This is a genomic window from Cellulosimicrobium sp. BMG9.22 (genome assembly GCF_059159975.1).
The window spans coordinates 48,133-64,412 of sequence record NZ_JBZGBY010000007.1; the positions used below are offsets into that span (position 1 = coordinate 48,133).

A 16,280-nucleotide genomic window follows, 5' to 3' on the forward strand; every position below is an offset into this window, starting at 1 on the left:
CCCTGTGACGTGCTCCACAGCCTCCCGCGGTGGGGCGTCAGCCGGCGGTGCGTGCCCGACGGCGCTGGGCGAGCTCGTCCTGCGGGTCGCCCGCTGCGCCGTCCTCGTCGTCCAGGGACTCGGTCGGCAGCTCGGCCAGCGTGCCCTCGACCTCGCGCCACACACGGCCGACCGCGATGCCGAAGACGCCTTGTCCGCCCTGGACGAGGTCGACGACCTCGTCCGGCGACGTGCACTCGTAGACGCTCGCACCGTCGCTCATGAGGGTGATCTGGGCGAGGTCCTCGACGCCGCGCTCGCGCAGGTGCTCGACGGCCGTACGGATCTGCTGGAGCGACACCCCGGTGTCGAGGAGGCGCTTGACGACCTTGAGCACGAGGATGTCGCGGAAGCTGTACAGGCGGTGGGAGCCGGACCCGGACGCCGGGCGGACCGTCGGCTCGACGAGCCCGGTCCGCGCCCAGTAGTCGAGCTGGCGGTACGTGATGCCCGCGGCGCGGCAGGCCGTGGGGCCCCGGTATCCGGTCGTCGTGTCCTGCTCGGTGATGTCCTCCCCGAAGAGGAGGCCCTGCGCGCCGTGCGGAACCGTCGCGCCGGAACCGACGCTCGCCTCACCGCTGCTGTTCACTGTTGCCTCCTGGGGTGTGTCCTCGTCCACGCTAGGTGCGTGGTCGGGGGTCGTCAACGACCGACGGCCCGAGCACGCTGGCGTGTCGCGCCTGCCTGGCGCCCGCTGCGCCCGCCGTGACCTTCGACCTGAGGTTGAAGGTCCGGTACGTCCGTTCGGTCTCTTCGTCTCGACCATCGCTCGATGCTGTGGCGGTCCCGCTCGCCCTACTCGTCCACGGAGAAGTCCTCCGGCTGGACGTGGTCGAGGAAGTCGCGGAACTTCTCGACCTCCTCCCGCTGCGCGACGTCGACCACCTCGACACCGGCCGTGGCGACGACCTCTGCCGAGCACAGGACCGGGCTGCCCGTGCGCACCGCGACGGCGATCGCGTCCGACGCGCGCGAGTCGAGCCGGACCCCGTTGCTCAGGACCAGCTCGGCGAAGAAGATCCCACCGTCGAGCGCCACGATCTCCGCGCGCTCGAGGCGCACGTCGACCGCGTCGAGCAGGTCGCGCAGCAGGTCGTGCGTCATGGGGCGCGGGGTCGGCAGGCCGGCCTGTGCCATCGCGATCGCGCTGGCCTCGCGCGGGCCGATGACGATCGGGACGACGAGCTCCGACGCGTCGTCCAGCAGCAGCACCACGATCTCCTGGTCGCGCTGCTGCTGCCGCACACCGAGGACCTCGACGGGGACCATCGGCACGTCGTCGCTCACCTGTCCACGGTACGTCGCGCCAAGGCATCCGGCAGGGGGTGGGCAGGCGGATCCTGCGGCGCCCGGGCCGCGCTTCAGGGGGTCAGCGCGTGAGGTCGTCGACGCCCTGGCGGACGAAGACCGTGTGCAGCTGCGCGCACATCTCCCCGACCTCGGAGGCGACCGTGCCGGCGTGCGCGCGCGCCGAGGCGTTCTGCTGCCCGCGCCACGGGGAGACGACCTGCTGGACGAGGCTCACGTGCCGGTCCGCCGCGGTGCGCAGCGTCCGCAGGTGCCGAGGCTCGATGCCGTACTCGGCGAGCCCGGCGGCGAGCACGACGACGTCCAGCGAGCGGGCGTCGAGCTGCCCGCCCGGTGCCTGGCGCAGGACGCCGGCCTCGATGAGCCCCTCCACGAGCTCCCGGTCGACGCCCGCCGCGGAGACGAGCGCGTCGACGGTGTAGCGCTGACGCACGGACGCGGAGCCGGGGTCGCCGTCGGCCGTCGCGAGGCGGGGAGCGAGCGGCTCGACGGCGGTGCCCGCGTCGAGGGCGGCGAGGTTCTCCTTGATGACCTTGAGCGGCAGGTACCGGTCACGCTGCTCGACGAGCACGAACCGGAGCCGTTCCACGTCGGCCGGGCTGTACTGCCGGTAGCCGGACGCCGTGCGCACGGGCTCGATGAGGCCCTGCTCCTCCAGGAAGCGCAGCTTCGAGTGGCTGACGTTCGGGAACTCCGCCCGCAGCGCGCGCAGCACGTCGGAGATCCGCATCGTCGCGCGCCGCGAGATGCCCTGCGGCCAGGGCTCGGGACCCTCCTCGGAGCCCGGTTCCGGGGCGGTGGCGCGGACGGCGCCCGTGAACCCGCTCACGGGCGCGGGGCCGGGCCGTCCGACGGGGCGCCGGCGTGACGGCTGGCGTGGAAGGTGAGCCGGTACTTGCCGATCTGCACCTCGTCGCCCGTCGCGAGGGCGACGGCGTCGATCCGGCTGCGGTTCACGTACGTCCCGTTGAGCGAGCCCACGTCGCGTACGACGAACCGGTCGCCCTCACGGACGAACTCGGCGTGCTTGCGGGAGACGGTGACGTCGTCGAGGAAGATGTCGGCGTGCTCGGAGCGGCCGGCGACGGTGCGCTCGGCGTCGAGCAGGAACCGTGACCCCTGACCGGGGCCGCGCTGCATGATGAGCAGCGCCGAGTGCCGGGGCAGGGCCGCGACGGCGGCGTGCTCCTCGGGGCTCAGGCCACCAGGCTGGACGCCTTCCTCGACGGGGGCCTCGATCCGGCCGAAGCTGATCGTCGTGTCGCTACCCGCCCGGTTCGGCACCTGGGGACCGCCTGGGACACTCATCTCGCCTCCTCGGGGCTCACGGCACGTCGTGCTCGACCTCGGATCCCACCCGACGGGGCGTGTGCCCGCCGTGCTGGAAAACTACTACATCCGCAGGTCACGCGTTGCACGCCACGGGACGCGCGTCACCTCGCTCGTCCAACCTACCCCGGCCCGACTCCCCTGGGGAAGCCACCTCAGCCGTCGGCGGGGACGGGCGTGGCGTACTGCGGAGCGCCCGGCTCGACCGTGGCGGTCACCTCCACGAGATCCTCCTGCCGGATCGTCGTGCGAGCGCCTTCGGAACGCAACGACGCCATCGCGCCGCCCGGGATCTCGAGCGCCGTCTCGAGCGTGGAGGGGTCGCCGATGACGACCCAGCGGTAGGGCGACGTGATGACCTGGCCGTCCACGACGACGCCGTCGGACGTGTCCTCGAAGTAGCTGTTCGCCACGAGCCGGACGCCGTTGACCTCCATCGCCTCCGCGCCGGCGTTGCGCAGCTCCTCCAGGACGTTGAAGAGCGCGAACGCCTTCAGCGGCTTCTCGCCCTCGACCACCTCGATCACGACGCCGGGTCCCTGCGCCGGGAGCCGGCCGGACAGGATGCCGAGCGTCTCGGCCTGCTGCTCCGCGACCTCCAGGGCCGCGCGCTCGCGGCCCGTACCCGACTGGAGCTCGTCGCGCGTCGCCTCGAGCGAGGACACCTGGTCCTCGAGCTCGCTCGACCGCTGCGTGACGTCGTCGAGGAGGCGCACGAGGTCGCTTTGGCGCAGCGACGAGAGCTGGTCCTCCTGGGTCTGGCTGACCTGGGCGACGAGGGCGAACCCGAGCAGCGCGCACAGGATGCCGACGACCACCTGGGACCGGTTCGCGCGCGGACGGAGCGCGTTGCCGAGCGCTTGCAGACCTCCGGGCGGCGGGGGGGCGGGGGCACCGTGGCGCCCCCCGGCAGGTGGCACACGGCGGATCGCCGTGGTGATCACGTCGGGTTCGGGCCCTGAGTCGTCGGCGGGCGACTCGTCGTGCGCGGTCAGGTCGTCGGTGGCCGGGTCCTGCGGCGCCGGGTCGACGACGCCGTCGTGCGCGCCCTCGGGCGCGTCAGCGGTGCCCGGCACGTCGTCCGGGGCGGTCTCGGGCCGGTGCTCCTCGCCGGGTGCGGTCGCCATCGTCACGCCTTGAAGATGTGGCGCCGGATGGAGGCGGCGTTGGAGAAGATGCGGATGCCGAGGACGACGACGACGGCGGTCGACAGCTGGCTCCCGACGCCGAGCTGGTCGCCGAGGAACACGATCAGCCCGGCCACGACGACGTTCGACAGGAACGAGACGAGGAAGACCTTGTCGTCGAACAGCCCGTCGAGCATGGCGCGCAACCCGCCGAAGAGGGCGTCGAGCGCCGCGACGACGGCGATGGGCAGGTACGGCTGCAGCGACACGGGCACCGTGGGCTGCAGGACCAGGCCCGCGACGATGCCCACCACCAGTCCGACGACTGCGATCATTCGACGCTCTCCTGCCCTGTGTCGTACGTGGTCTCGTTGTCCGTGTCGCTGCCGGTTTCGTCGGTCGGGTCCGAGGTGCCCTGCTCGTCCCCGCCGGAGCCGGTCGTCGTCGGTGCGTCGGAGTCTACGGCGGGGCCCGCCGCCTGTGCGAAGAACAACGTCGGGGTCGAGCGGCCGGGAAGGTCGAGGCGGCTCTGCGCGGTCACGCTCGACCGGATCCCGTACTGCGTGCTGAGCAGCTGCAGGAAGTCGGACGTGCCCGACCGCAGGAGCGAGGTGCGCAGGTCGTCCGCGTCGCCGATCGCCTCCACCTGGTACGGGCCGACGAGGGGCTGCAGGTCGACGAGGACCGCGTCCCCCGCGCTGCGGATCGCCGACAGGCCGGTGAGTCGCTGGTCGTTGATCGCGACGGCCTCGGCGCCGCCGGCCCACAGGGCGTTGACGACGCGCTGGAGGTCGGAGTCGTGCACGAGCGAGCTCGGGTCGACGTCGTCGGACGCGAGCCCGCCGTTCGTGTCGTCGAGCGTGACGATGACGCCCGCACCCTCCACGGCCTGGGCCCCGGTCCAGGCGCCCTCCTGCTGCAGGCGGTCCAGGACGTCTGCGCTCGCGGCCCCGAGGGCGGCGCCCTGGAGCTCCTCGATCTCGGCGGAGAGCTCGCCGCTGCGGGCCGTGAGCTCCTCGGCGTCGCCCTGGCGGCCGAGGATCTCCTGCTCGAGGGTCTCGCGGGCGGCGATGACGTCCGGCTGCGGTGCGCGCAGGTCGACCGCGGCGGCCGTCGTGACGATGCCGAGCGCGACCGCGAGGGCGACGAGCACGACGGTCCCGGCTCGACCGCGCCGGGGCGCCTCCCCTGCCGCCCGGCGTGCCGCGGCGTCGGCGTACCCGGGGTCCAGGGGCCGGTGCATGACCTCGTTGAGCAGCGTCATGGAGGCGTCGACGGGGCCTCGCCGCTGGGCCGGTCCGCTGCCGGTCACTGCTGTTCTCCCGTCGTGGTCGTGCCGTCGGCGGAGACGAGCGCCCGCGTCTGGGCCACGTACTGCGCCCCGGCGAGCCAGTAGAGCCCGACCCCCCACCAGGTGAACGCCCAGCCGGTGACGGCCGCGACGTCGCCGAACCACCCGGGCATCTCGGCGAGGAGGAGCAGCGGGAACGCGTACAGCAGTGCGAACGTGCCCGCCTTGCCGGCGAAGCTCACGGGCAGCGTCCCGTAGCCGTGCCGCGCCAGCACGGGCAGGAGGCACGCGAGGAGCACGTCGCGCCCGACGATGACGACGACGAGCCACAGCGGCACGACGTCGCGCCACGCGAGCCCGAGGAGCGTGACGAAGATGAAGAGACGGTCGGCCGCGGGGTCGAGCATCTGCCCGAGGCGGCTCACCTGGTCGAGGCGCCGCGCGAGCACGCCGTCGAGCCAGTCCGACGCGCCGGACACGGCGAGCACGACGAGCGCCCACACGTCGTCGCCCTGGACGATGAGGACGGCGAAGACGGGGACCAGCAGCAACCGGAGGAGGCTGATGACGTTCGGGACGGTCAGGACGCGCGAGCTGACCTGCTGTCCTGCTGCCACACCCACCGCCCCGTGCTCACGTCGCGCCGACTCCCGCGGCAACACACCGCGCCCGATCATCCTACGTACGCGGCCCTGCGTCGGGCGCTGCCCCGCGGGGCGTGGCGCCTCGACCGGCCGGAAATCACCCGGTTCGTCCGCGCGGCACGCGGTACCGCGACCCACGGGTGAGGGACGTCACCGGTCCCGCCCACCCGCCCCACGCCGTGCTCCGGTAGGATGGGAGGACCTTTGGAGTTCGTCGCTCGTCCCGCGTGTGTCCGTGAGAGCGGCCGGTCCCCCGGTGAGTCCCCGTGATTCTCGGTGGTCGGCCAGGTGTGTTCGGGAGTGCGACCTGCGAGAGCCCACCTGGCGACCGCACGCCACTCCACACCCCGAACGAAACGGTCCTCACCCCTTCATGACTGCTGACGTCGTCGCGCCCTCGCACGCCTCCGACCACTCCACCGACTCCCTCCCCGAGCCGGCTGCCCCCACGGGCCCCGTGTTCGCCGACCTCGGCCTGCCCGCGCCGCTCGAGCGCGCCGTCGCCGACCTCGGGTTCGTCACCCCGTCCGCGATCCAGGCCGAGGCCATCCCGGCGCTCCTCGCCGGCCGCGACATCACGGGCGTCGCGCAGACCGGCACCGGCAAGACCGCCGCGTTCGGCCTTCCGCTGCTCGCCGCGATCGACCCCACCCACCGCCACGTGCAGGCCGTCGTCCTGACGCCGACGCGCGAGCTCGCGATGCAGGTCGCCGACGCGATCGTGTCGTTCGCGTCGCACCTTCCCCGCCTCGACGTCGTCGCCGTGTACGGCGGCTCGCCCTACCAGCCCCAGCAGCGGGCGCTCGCGGCCGGCGCGCAGGTCGTCGTCGGCACGCCGGGACGCGTCATCGACCACATCGAGCGCGGCACCCTCGTGCTCGACGACGTGCGGTTCCTCGTGCTGGACGAGGCGGACGAGATGCTGCGCATGGGTTTCGCGGAGGACGTCGACACGATCTTCTCCCGCGCGCCCCGTGAGCGTCAGGTCGCGCTCTTCTCCGCGACGATGCCCGCGCCGATCCGCCGGGTCGCGAACGAGCACCTGGTCGACCCCGTCGAGATCGCGGTCGCGCGCCAGTCGTCCACGGTGACGGGTGTGAACCAGACGTACGCCGTCGTGCCGTTCCGCCACAAGACGGGCGCGCTCGCCCGCGTGCTCGCCGTCTCCGACGCGGACGCGGCGATCGTGTTCACCCGCACGCGTGGCGCGGCCGAGGAGGTCGGGTCGGCGCTCATCGAGCGGGGCATCTCCGCCGCGACCATCTCGGGCGACGTCGCGCAGAAGGACCGCGAGAAGATCGTCGAGCGCCTGCGCTCCGGCGCGCTGGACGTGCTCGTCGCGACCGACGTCGCCGCGCGCGGCCTCGACGTCGAACGCATCGGCCTCGTCGTGAACTTCGACCTCCCGGGCGAGCCCGAGGCGTACGTGCACCGCATCGGCCGCACCGGCCGTGCGGGGCGCACCGGTGAGGCCCTGAGCTTCGTCACCCCGCACGAGCGCGGCCGGCTGCGCGCCATCGAGCGCACGACCCGCACCCCGCTCCAGGAGATCGAGATCCCCTCCCCCGCGGACGTGTCCGCGCACAAGGCACGTCGGCTCCTCGGCCAGGTCCCCGCACGCCGCGAGGCCGGGCGCCTGTCCCTGTACACGGAGCTGGTGCGTGCGTTCGTGGCCGAGAACGACGTCGACCCCGTCGACCTCGCGGCCGCGATGGTGGCGCTCGCCGTCGGTGACGACGGCCCGCAGGCCCGCGAGGAGCAGGAGCGGTTCGAGGCCGAGCGCGCCCAGGCGCGTGAGCAGGCCCGTCGTCCCGAGCGCGCGGGCGACCGCGGCCCGCGCGGCGACCGGCCGGGCCGGGAGACCGGTGGGCGCGGCATCCGCCGCGACGCCACCGGGACGCGCTACCGCCTCGCCGTCGGTCACAAGGACGGCGTGCTGCCCGGCGGGATCGTCGGCGCGCTGACGAACGAGGCCGGTCTCACCGGCTCGGACGTCGGCAAGATCGACATCTTCCCGTCGTTCTCGCTGGTCGACATCAGCGCACCGCTCGACGAGGCGACGATGGACCGCATCTCGCGCGCGCGGGTCGCGGGCAAGGCGCTGCGCATCCGCCTCGACGAGGGCGCACCGGCGGCGGCCCGCGGGCCGCGCCCGGCCGGCGACCGTCCGCGCGCCGCGCACGGCCCGTCCGGTCGTCGCGACGAGCGTCGTGACCGCGTCGACCGCTCCGACGACCGGGGCGACCGCAAGCCGCGCCAGCGCACGGCTTACTGACCGGCTCCTGGCGGACCTCGTCCGCCGAGACGTGAGAAGCGGCTCCTGGATCCTTCGATCCAGGAGCCGCTTCTCGCTTTCAGACGTCGTGCCGGACTCAGGCCGGCGGCGCCTCCCGGGCCTCGCCGTGCGCCTGGACGAGTGCGGCGAGGCGGCGTGCCTCGAGGTCGCCGCGTGCGCCGTCGGCCCGCTGGATGCCCATCACCGCGAGCGTGGACCCGTCCGCGAGGTCGAGACGCACCCACGCGTCGCCGCTGCCGAAGCGCACGGACACGACCTGCGCCCACTCGAGCTCGCGCGTGTAGATGACGTTCCGCACGCGCAGACCTGTTCGTGACGGCACCGCGTGCACCCCGCCGAGGCGCCACAGCAGCCACGCCGCGAAGAGCGCGAACGCCGCGAGGGAGAGCCGGTTCACCCACGCCGTGCCCAGCGGCCCCGTCGCGAGCAGGCCCACGACGACGCACCCGCCGACGACCACGATCCCCGTCGCCCACGCCGACACCAGGCCGAAGCGCGGCCGGAACGGCCGGTACGGGTCGTCCTCGCGCTCGCCCGGCAGCCCCGGGTCGGGGAACGTCTCACCGCTCATGCCGCCACCGTCTCACGACCGCTCCACCCTCACAGGCGCTCACGGCGACACGCGAGCGTCAGAGGCGCGACGCGTGGATCCTCGTGACGAGGATGGCGCGCGCCCCGACGTCGTACAGGGCGTCCATGACCTGGTTGGTCTGGTCGCGGCGCACCATCGCGCGCACGGCCGCCCAGTCGCGGTCGTGCAGCGGTGACACGGTGGGCGACTCCAGCCCCGGCGTGATCGCGACCGCCTGCTCGACGAGGGACACGGGGACGTCGTAGTCCATGAGGACGTACTGGCGTGCGGTCAGCACGCCCTGCAGGCGCCGGCTCAGCACCTCCACGCCCGCCGGGACGTCCGCCTCCGCGACCGCGCGCGGGCGGATGAGCACGGCCTCCGACACGAGGATCGGGTCACCGAACACCTCGAGGCCCGCACCGCGCAGCGTGGTGCCCGTCGACACGACGTCCGCGACGACGTCCGCCACCCCGAGCTGCACCGCCGACTCGACCGCACCGTCCAGGTGCACGACCGTCGCGTCCACCCCGTGCGAGCGCAGGTGCGCCTCGACGAGCACCTCGTACGACGTCGCCACCCGCAGCCCCTGCACCTGCTCGAGCGACGTGATCGCCCCTGCGGGGGCCGCGTACCGGAACGTCGACCCGCCGAACCCGAGCTGCATGTGCTCCACCGCGTCCGCGCCCGAGTCCAGGAGCAGGTCACGGCCCGTGATCCCGACGTCGACCGTGCCCGACCCCACGTACACCGCGATGTCGCGCGGGCGCAGGAAGAAGAACTCGACGTCGTTGTCCGGGTCCGCGAGCACGAGCTCGCGCGAGTCACGCCGCTGGCGGTACCCCGCCTCGCGCAGCATCTCGACGGCGGGCTCGGACAGGGACCCCTTGTTGGGGACGGCGATACGCAGCATGGCAGGACCTTCGTTTCACAGGAGACGGCAGGGGAGGAACCGGGACGGGACGAGCACGGGGCGAGCGGCGCTCGCGGCCGGTGAGCGGGACGCTCACCGGCACGGCCGCTCACAGATGCTCGTACACGTCCTGCAGGCTCAGGCCCTTCGCCAGCATGAGGACCTGCAGGTGGTAGAGGAGCTGGGAGATCTCCTCCGCCGTCTTCACGTCGCCCTCGTACTCGGCGGCCATCCAGACCTCGGCGGCCTCCTCGACCACCTTCTTCCCGATCGCATGCACCCCGGCGTCCAGCTCCGCGACCGTGCCGGAACCGGCGGGTCGGGTCGTGGCCTTCTCGGAGAGCTCCGCGAACAGGGACTCGAACGTCTTCACGCGCCCCAGGGTATCGGGCCACCGCCGGCGACCGGGGACGGGTCCGCCCAGCGGGCACCCGCCCGCCGGCACCGCCCCCGGTCCAGCGCCGCTACAGGTTCCGCAGCGCTACCACGGTCGCGACCGCCGCCTCGGCCGCCTCCGCACCCTTGTCCTCGCGTGACCCCTCCAGGCCCGCACGGTCCAGCGCCTGCTGCTCGTCGTCGCACGTGAGCAGCCCGAACCCCACCGGCACGCCCGTGCGCACGCTCACGTCCGTCAGGCCCGACGTCGCCGCCTGGCACACGTACTCGAAGTGCGGCGTCCCCCCACGGATCACCACCCCGAGCGCCACCACCGCGTCCGCGCCGTGCTCCACCGCACGCGCCGCCGCGACCGGCAGCTCGAACGAGCCCGGCACACGGACCTCCGTCACGTGCGACACGTTCGCCGCCGCCAACGCGCGCCGCGCCCCCGCCACCAACCCGTCCATCACCTGCGTGTGCCAGCTCGCCGCGACCACCACCACCCGCAGTCCCGTTCCGTCCACGCTGATCGTCGGCGCTCCTGCTCCGCTCATCCCTCGTCCTCCTTCGTCGTCGTACCCGCCTCGACCCCGTCCGGGGCCTCCACCGTGTCCAGCAGGTGACCCATCGCCACCTTCTTCGTCACCAGGTACGCCCGGTTGTGCTCACCGTGACCCACCTCGATCCGCTCCGTCCCCGCGACGTCGATGCCCGAGGCCACCAGACCCGTCACCTTCGCCGGGTTGTTCGTCAGCAGCCGCACCCGCGACAACCCCAGGTCCGCCAGGATCGCCGCCGCCGCCCCGTACTCCCGACGGTCCACCGGCCACCCCAGCTCCAGGTTCGCCTGCACCGTGTCCAGACCCGCGTCCTGCAGCTCGTACGCTCCGATCTTCGCGAGCAACCCGATACCCCGCCCCTCGTGGCCCCGCAGGTACACCACAGCACCCCCCTCGAGCGCGACCCGCTCCATCGCCGCCTGCAGCTGCGGCCCGCAGTCACACCGCAGCGACCCGAACGCGTCACCCGTCAGGCACTCCGAGTGCACCCGCACCACGGGGACACCGTCCACCGGCCCGACGGCGCTCGCGGCCGCCGCGTCGGCGTCACCCGGGCCCACGGCACCGGTGGGCGAGACCGCGGGCACGAGCGCCACGTGCTCCGCGCCCGTACGCAGGTCCCGGTACCCGATGACGCGGAACCGGCCGTGCGCCGTCGGGAGGTCCGCCTCCGCCGTGCGGTGCACCCGCCGTGCCAGCTGCTCCCGGTCCGGCACGTCGGCAGCCGACACGGTGGGCGCGGGGTCGTGCTCCAGCCGCCACGCCACGAGGTCCGCGATCGTCAGGAGCACCAGCCCGTCCCGCTCCGCGAGAGCCGCCGCGTCCTCCAGCCGCATCATCGTCCCGTCGTCGTGCACGAGCTCCGCGATCCCCCCGACCTCCCCCGCCCCGGCCAGGCGCACCAGGTCCACCGCCGCCTCCGTGTGCCCCGCACGGTGCAGCACGCCACCCGGCACCGCCCGCAGCGGCAGGACGTGCCCCGGCCGGATCAGGTCCACCGGCCCCGACGCCGGGTCCGCCAGCACCCGCAACGTCCGCGCCCGGTCCTCCGCCGAGATCCCCGTCGTCACCCCCGTCGCCGCGTCCACCGTCACCGTGTACGCCGTGCGCCGCGGATCCTGGCTGTGCGGCACCATCAACGGCAGCTCCAGAGCATCCGCCCGCGCCGCCGGCATCGGCGCGCACAGGTACCCCGACGAATGCCGGATCGTCCACGCCACCCACTCCGCCGACACCCCCTGCGCCGCGAACACCACGTCCGCCTCGTTCTCCCGGTCCGGCGAGTCCGCCACCAGCACCGGCCGACCCGCCCGGATCTCCGCCAGCGCCTCCTCGACCGACCCCAGCCGCACCCCCACCCCCGGGCCGACCGCGGCGCTCGCGGCCCGTCCGACGACGTCGTCGCGCGTCACGACGCGCTCCCGGCGGCAAGGAGGCGCTCGACGTACTTCGCGAGCACGTCCACCTCGAGGTTCACGCGGTCGCCCGGCACCAGCCCGCCGAGGATCGTCGCCTCGAGCGTCGTCGGGATGAGCGAGACGCCGAACGACTCGTCGTCCACGTGCGTCACGGTGAGCGACACACCGCTCACCGCGATCGAGCCCTTCTCAGCGACGTACCGGGTCAGCCCCGTCGGCGCCGAGAACACCAGGTCGTCCCAGCGCTCCCCCGGCGCCCGGCTCACCAGCGTGCCGACGCCGTCCACGTGGCCCTGGACGACATGCCCGCCCAGCCGCGCGTCGGCGCGGACCGCCCGCTCCAGGTTCACCGGGGAACCCGTGGCGAGATCCCCCAGCGCCGTGCGCCGCAGCGACTCCGGCATGACGTCCGCCGTGAACGACCCGTCCTCACCCACGCTCGTCACGGTGAGGCACACGCCGTTCACCGCGATCGAGTCCCCCAGCCCCGCGTCCGACGTCACCAGCGGACCCACGATCGTGAGGACCGCGTCCCCGCCACCCTCACCGCCCGGGTACGCGACCTCCCGGACCTTCCCCATCTCCTCGACGATCCCCGTGAACATCAGACTGCTCCATCCTCTCGACCACTGTTCCTGGACACCACGAGCGCGTCGTCCCCGACACGCCTCACCTCGACCGTGCGGAACCGGAGCGCGTCCGCGATCGACGACACCCCCAGGCCGCCGACCATCCGACGCCCGTCGCCCAGCAGCACCGGCGCGACGTACGAGTGCAGCTCATCGACCGCCCCGGCCGCGAGGAACGCTGTCGCGAGCGTCGGGCCACCCTCCACGAGCACGTGGCGGACCTCCCGCTCCGCGAGCCGTCCGAGCGCCTCCCCCACGTCGCGAGTCAGGAGATGGACCAGCTCACCGCCCGGGCCCCGGACTCGCGCCGCGGACGGGACCCCGCGCAGCCCCACCACGACCCGCAGCGGCTGGTGCGCCGCGAGACCCTCGGTGCGGCCCTCGGCGCTCGCGGCACCGCTCGCGTCGGCGTGCACGCGCGCCGTGAGCTCCGGGTCGTCGCTGAGAAGCGTGCCGGAGCCGACGACGATCGCGTCCACCTGGGCACGCACCCGGTGCGCGTGCGCACGTGCCGACGGCCCCGTGATCCAGCGGCTGGTGCCGTCCTGGGCCGCGACGAACCCGTCGAGCGTCGTCGCTGTCTTGAGCGTGACGTACGGCGTACCGCGACGTACCGACGTGAGCCAGACGCGGAGCAGCTCCTCGCCCTCCGCTGCACGGAGCCCACGCGTCACGCGCACTCCGGCAGCGCTCAGGCGGCGTGCACCACCGGTCGCCGTCGGGTTCGGGTCGTCGACGGCGTGGACGACCTCGGCGATGCCCGCCCCGACGAGGGCGTCGGCGCACGGTCCGGTACGCCCGGTGTGGGCACACGGCTCGAGCGTGACGACGGCGGTCGCGCCCCTCACGTCGGCGCCCCTCTCCCGGGCGTCGGCGAGAGCCGCGACTTCCGCGTGCGGCGTCCCTGCGCCCCGGTGGTAGCCCTCGGCGAGGACCGACCGCGGGCGCGGGTCGACGGACTCCGGCGCTGCGCCGGGGCGCGCCGGGCCGTCGGCGGGCGCCGAGGCGAGGAGGACGCAGCCGACGCGGGGGTTCGGACCGTGCGCCGGACCGCGTGCGGCGAGCTCGAGCGCGCGCGCCATCGCCGCGTCGATCGTCAGGGTTCGTGGATGCTCGCCCATCGTCCTCCTCCCGAGCACGGGTGCTCCGGGGTGAGGGCGGGCGGCGGGTCGGGGCGCTCAGCGTCCGACGTCGTCGCTCACCACGGCAAGGCCGTCACCGTCGCTGACGGGTGCCCCGGCGGGTCGCCGAGGCACCACGCGCTCTGGCGTGGCCCTGCCGCACGTGCTTCCTCCCATCCGGACTTTCACCGTCGGTCCTGGAGTTCCACCAGGTCAACCGCGCGTAGGGCGCGGGTCGCGGACTGTCACCGCCGGCTCGGAATTACACCGACCCCGGAGCACGTTCGTGCGTACTGCTGCTTCAACGGAGCATGCTACTCGCCCATTCCCCCGGCCTCTCCGCCCGGCACCTGGCCGGCCGGCGTGCGCCCGCCGGCCAGACCCCCGTGCTCGAGGCTGGATGGCGAGGCGGGTTGTCAGGTGGTCTACTTCGAGATGCGCGCTTGGCACACTATTTTTTCGAGAAGATGATGGCTGCTCGCACGCCGAGGTCTTCTCCGCCCGGCGACGAGGGTCAGCGCACGTCAGTGCGTCTCAGTGGACGTGGGCAGCCGACGTCGCGAGGTCACGCAGCGCCTCGATCTCCCCCGGCACGTTCTCCGCCCCGTACACCGCGGACCCGGCGACGAACACGTTCGCGCCCGCGTCGGCGGCCCGCTCGATCGTCGAGCGCGACACTCCCCCGTCGACCTGGATCCACACGTCGAGACCCGACTCGCCGACGGCCTCACGCGCCCGGCGGATCTTGGGCAGCGTCCCCTCGATGAAGGACTGGCCGCCGAAGCCGGGCTCCACGGTCATGACGAGGATCATGTCGACCTCGGCCAGGAGGTCCAGGAAGGGCTCCACGGGTGTCGCTGGGCGCAGCGCGACCCCGGCGCGCGCCCCGAGCCGGCGCAGCTCCCTCGCGAGCCGCACAGGGGCTCCTGCGGCCTCGACGTGGAACGTGACCGACGCCGCCCCGGCCTCCGCGTAGGCAGGGGCCCAGCGGTCGGGGTCCTCGATCATGAGGTGCGCGTCGATGGGGACGGGCGACACCTGCGCGAGCCGCTCGAACACCGGCAGCCCGAGCGTGAGGTTCGGGACGAAGTGGTTGTCCATGACGTCGACGTGCGCATAGTCCGCCATCGCGATGGCGTTCAGGTCGCGCTCGAGGTTCGCGAAGTCGGCGGACAGGATGCTCGGGGCGATGAGGGCTGCCATGGGTCCCAGCCTAGGGCGCACGCGGCGGGGGAAGCGCTCGTAGGCTCCTCCCGTGAGCACCGTCCCCTCCCCCGGCGCACCTCGACCGACGTCCGCCGGCGCACCTCGACCGACGTCCCCCGGCACCGCCCGCCCCGACGTACGGGTCCGGCCCGCGACACCCCGAGACCTCGGTCGCGTGGCCGAGATCGCCGCCTACTTCGTCCGGGAGACCTGCGTGACGTTCGAGGAGGACGTCTGGGACGGTCCCGCCTGGGAGCGCAAGCTCGACGACGTGACAGCGCGCGGGCTCCCGTTCCTCGTCGCAGAGGTCGCCGGGGTCGGGGAGAACAGTAGCGCCGACGGGCAGGACGGAGCCGGACGCCGCATCGTCGCCGGCTACGCGTACGCGTCCCCGTGGCGACCGAAGCCCGCCTACCGGCACACCGCCGAGGACACGGTCTACCTCGACCCCGCGTTCGCCGGCCTCGGGATCGGCACGGTACTCCTCGGCGCACTCCTGGACACCTGCGCGACGGCGGGCGTCCGGCAGCTGGTCTCCGTCGTCGCCGATGTTCCGGAGGCCGCCGGCTCGGTTCCCCTGCACCGGCGCTTCGGCTTCGTGGAAGTCGGCCGCTTGACCGCCGTCGGCTTCAAGCACGGCCGCTGGGTCGACACCATCCTCCTCCAACGCTCCCTCTGAACCGTCCGAGATTCCGTGCTCAGGCCCGCGGTGCGGGGTCGCGCCTCAGGCCCGCGTGGTCGGGTCCGCGGGTGGGGCGGCGTCGGTGCTCGGGCTGTCCGCGCCGTCGCCCTGGTCCGTCGGGCGTGGGTTTGAGGAGCGCGGCCTTGACGCCCTTCGCATCCGACGCCGCCCCACCCGCTCCGCCAGCACCTCACCCCGGGCAGACGCCCGGGCCCCGGGCCGGCCGAAGGAGAACCCTGGTCCGCCGAGATAGAACCCTGGTCCGCCGAGACCTCGGTCAACGAGGTAGAGGCCTGGTCGGCCAGGTCGGACCGTGGTCACGCGCCGAACACGACATCAGTGTCGCTAACTGGGGCCTGGCGACCTTCAGGTCGTGTTCGACCGCGCGCCATGTCGTGCTCGACGACGGCACGGGCGGCGGGCGTCGACCGCAGCGCGCAGCCGCCCGGAGGCTACGAGGACCAGCGACCCAGCCGCGAGCGGCCCAGCGGCGAGGCGGCGGGAGACCGGCCCCGCGGGCAGGTTCGCCCGGGTGAGCGAAGACCAGGGCGAGAAGACACCGGTCGGGGTGGGTGGGGGCGCCGCGTCGTGGTCGGGCCTGGCGGGAGCCGCGAGGAACGAGCGGCGGATGGTCGACGCGGCGCCCCCACCCACCCCGACCACCCAACCCCGCCACGCGCCGTCCGACACGACCACGGTTCTGGCTCGGAAAAAGAACACCGCACCGCTCCCACCTGCGGAGATATGACGGCGGGCGCGGTGTTCGTC

Annotated in this window: 18 protein-coding genes and 1 riboswitch; of the genes, 2 read left to right on the forward strand and 16 right to left on the reverse strand. The window is 73.7% G+C overall.

What is annotated here, in order from left to right; all coding sequences use genetic code 11:
* Positions 1 to 37 precede the first annotated feature (37 nt).
* The 8 genes from AC4H2H_RS07350 to clsA all read right to left on the reverse strand — a co-directional run bounded on the left by AC4H2H_RS07350 (position 38) and on the right by clsA (position 5,711).
* Complete coding sequence (locus AC4H2H_RS07350) at positions 38 to 628, reverse strand: MerR family transcriptional regulator (RefSeq protein ID WP_494370144.1); 591 nt, start codon at positions 626 to 628, stop codon at positions 38 to 40.
* 206 nt (positions 629 to 834) lie between these two features.
* On the reverse strand, positions 835 to 1,308 hold the full coding sequence (locus tag AC4H2H_RS07355) for a bifunctional nuclease family protein (protein ID WP_494370242.1): 474 nt from the start codon (positions 1,306 to 1,308) through the stop codon (positions 835 to 837).
* Between the two features lie 100 nt (positions 1,309 to 1,408).
* Positions 1,409 to 2,176: a transcriptional regulator FtsR gene (gene ftsR / locus AC4H2H_RS07360; protein WP_494370145.1), complete on the reverse strand. Its 768-nt coding sequence runs from the start codon at positions 2,174 to 2,176 to the stop codon at positions 1,409 to 1,411.
* Positions 2,173 to 2,655 carry an FHA domain-containing protein gene (locus AC4H2H_RS07365; RefSeq protein WP_483772957.1) on the reverse strand — a complete coding sequence of 161 codons (483 nt, stop codon included), beginning with the start codon at positions 2,653 to 2,655 and terminating at the stop codon, positions 2,173 to 2,175. Before AC4H2H_RS07365 ends, ftsR begins: the two co-directional genes overlap by 4 nt.
* Before the next feature lie 176 nt (positions 2,656 to 2,831).
* Positions 2,832 to 3,803, reverse strand: coding sequence for a DUF881 domain-containing protein (locus AC4H2H_RS07370; RefSeq protein ID WP_494370146.1), 972 nt, complete (start codon positions 3,801 to 3,803; stop codon positions 2,832 to 2,834).
* Positions 3,804 to 3,805: 2 nt separating this feature from the next.
* Positions 3,806 to 4,138, reverse strand: coding sequence for a small basic family protein (locus AC4H2H_RS07375; RefSeq protein ID WP_494370147.1), 333 nt, complete (start codon positions 4,136 to 4,138; stop codon positions 3,806 to 3,808).
* Positions 4,135 to 5,067 (reverse strand): DUF881 domain-containing protein, encoded by a 933-nt coding sequence (locus AC4H2H_RS07380; protein WP_494370148.1) that lies wholly within the window; start codon positions 5,065 to 5,067, stop codon positions 4,135 to 4,137. The genes AC4H2H_RS07375 and AC4H2H_RS07380 overlap by 4 nt, the downstream gene beginning before the upstream one ends.
* Positions 5,068 to 5,111: 44 nt before the next feature.
* The gene (clsA, locus tag AC4H2H_RS07385) at positions 5,112 to 5,711 is read right to left on the reverse strand and encodes a cardiolipin synthase ClsA (protein WP_494370149.1); all 600 of its coding nucleotides are present in this window, start codon (positions 5,709 to 5,711) and stop codon (positions 5,112 to 5,114) included.
* Between the two features lie 400 nt (positions 5,712 to 6,111).
* Here clsA and AC4H2H_RS07390 point away from each other — a divergent pair, with 400 nt between their 5' ends.
* Positions 6,112 to 8,013, forward strand: coding sequence for a DEAD/DEAH box helicase (locus AC4H2H_RS07390; RefSeq protein WP_494370150.1), 1,902 nt, complete (start codon positions 6,112 to 6,114; stop codon positions 8,011 to 8,013).
* A gap of 97 nt (positions 8,014 to 8,110) precedes the next feature.
* Here the strand turns inward: AC4H2H_RS07390 and AC4H2H_RS07395 are convergent, their stop codons facing one another.
* The 8 genes from AC4H2H_RS07395 to rpe all read right to left on the reverse strand — a co-directional run bounded on the left by AC4H2H_RS07395 (position 8,111) and on the right by rpe (position 14,827).
* A complete protein-coding gene (locus AC4H2H_RS07395) occupies positions 8,111 to 8,605 on the reverse strand; it encodes a PH domain-containing protein (RefSeq protein WP_494370151.1) in 495 nt (164 codons plus the stop codon).
* 58 nt (positions 8,606 to 8,663) lie between these two features.
* On the reverse strand, positions 8,664 to 9,518 hold the full coding sequence (gene hisG / locus AC4H2H_RS07400; protein WP_494370152.1) for an ATP phosphoribosyltransferase: 855 nt from the start codon (positions 9,516 to 9,518) through the stop codon (positions 8,664 to 8,666).
* A 109-nt stretch (positions 9,519 to 9,627) separates the two neighbouring features.
* A complete protein-coding gene (locus AC4H2H_RS07405; protein WP_024839663.1) occupies positions 9,628 to 9,891 on the reverse strand; it encodes a phosphoribosyl-ATP diphosphatase in 264 nt (87 codons plus the stop codon).
* A gap of 91 nt (positions 9,892 to 9,982) precedes the next feature.
* Positions 9,983 to 10,450 carry a 6,7-dimethyl-8-ribityllumazine synthase gene (gene ribH, locus AC4H2H_RS07410; RefSeq protein ID WP_494370153.1) on the reverse strand — a complete coding sequence of 156 codons (468 nt, stop codon included), beginning with the start codon at positions 10,448 to 10,450 and terminating at the stop codon, positions 9,983 to 9,985.
* On the reverse strand, positions 10,447 to 11,814 hold the full coding sequence (gene ribB / locus AC4H2H_RS07415; protein WP_494370243.1) for a 3,4-dihydroxy-2-butanone-4-phosphate synthase: 1,368 nt from the start codon (positions 11,812 to 11,814) through the stop codon (positions 10,447 to 10,449). Before ribB ends, ribH begins: the two co-directional genes overlap by 4 nt.
* 50 nt (positions 11,815 to 11,864) lie before the next feature.
* Entirely contained in the window at positions 11,865 to 12,479 is a 615-nt protein-coding gene (locus tag AC4H2H_RS07420; protein WP_494370154.1) for a riboflavin synthase, read from the reverse strand.
* Positions 12,479 to 13,624, reverse strand: coding sequence for a bifunctional diaminohydroxyphosphoribosylaminopyrimidine deaminase/5-amino-6-(5-phosphoribosylamino)uracil reductase RibD (ribD, locus tag AC4H2H_RS07425; protein ID WP_494370155.1), 1,146 nt, complete (start codon positions 13,622 to 13,624; stop codon positions 12,479 to 12,481). The genes AC4H2H_RS07420 and ribD overlap by 1 nt, the downstream gene beginning before the upstream one ends.
* A gap of 159 nt (positions 13,625 to 13,783) precedes the next feature.
* Positions 13,784 to 13,910: riboswitch (FMN riboswitch) on the reverse strand.
* Positions 13,911 to 14,158: 248 nt separating this feature from the next.
* A complete protein-coding gene (gene rpe / locus AC4H2H_RS07430; protein ID WP_494370156.1) occupies positions 14,159 to 14,827 on the reverse strand; it encodes a ribulose-phosphate 3-epimerase in 669 nt (222 codons plus the stop codon).
* A gap of 52 nt (positions 14,828 to 14,879) precedes the next feature.
* On the opposite strand from rpe, the gene AC4H2H_RS07435 reads away from it, so the two are divergent.
* Positions 14,880 to 15,509 carry a GNAT family N-acetyltransferase gene (locus tag AC4H2H_RS07435; RefSeq protein WP_494370157.1) on the forward strand — a complete coding sequence of 210 codons (630 nt, stop codon included), beginning with the start codon at positions 14,880 to 14,882 and terminating at the stop codon, positions 15,507 to 15,509.
* The last annotated feature ends 771 nt before the right edge of the window (positions 15,510 to 16,280 follow it).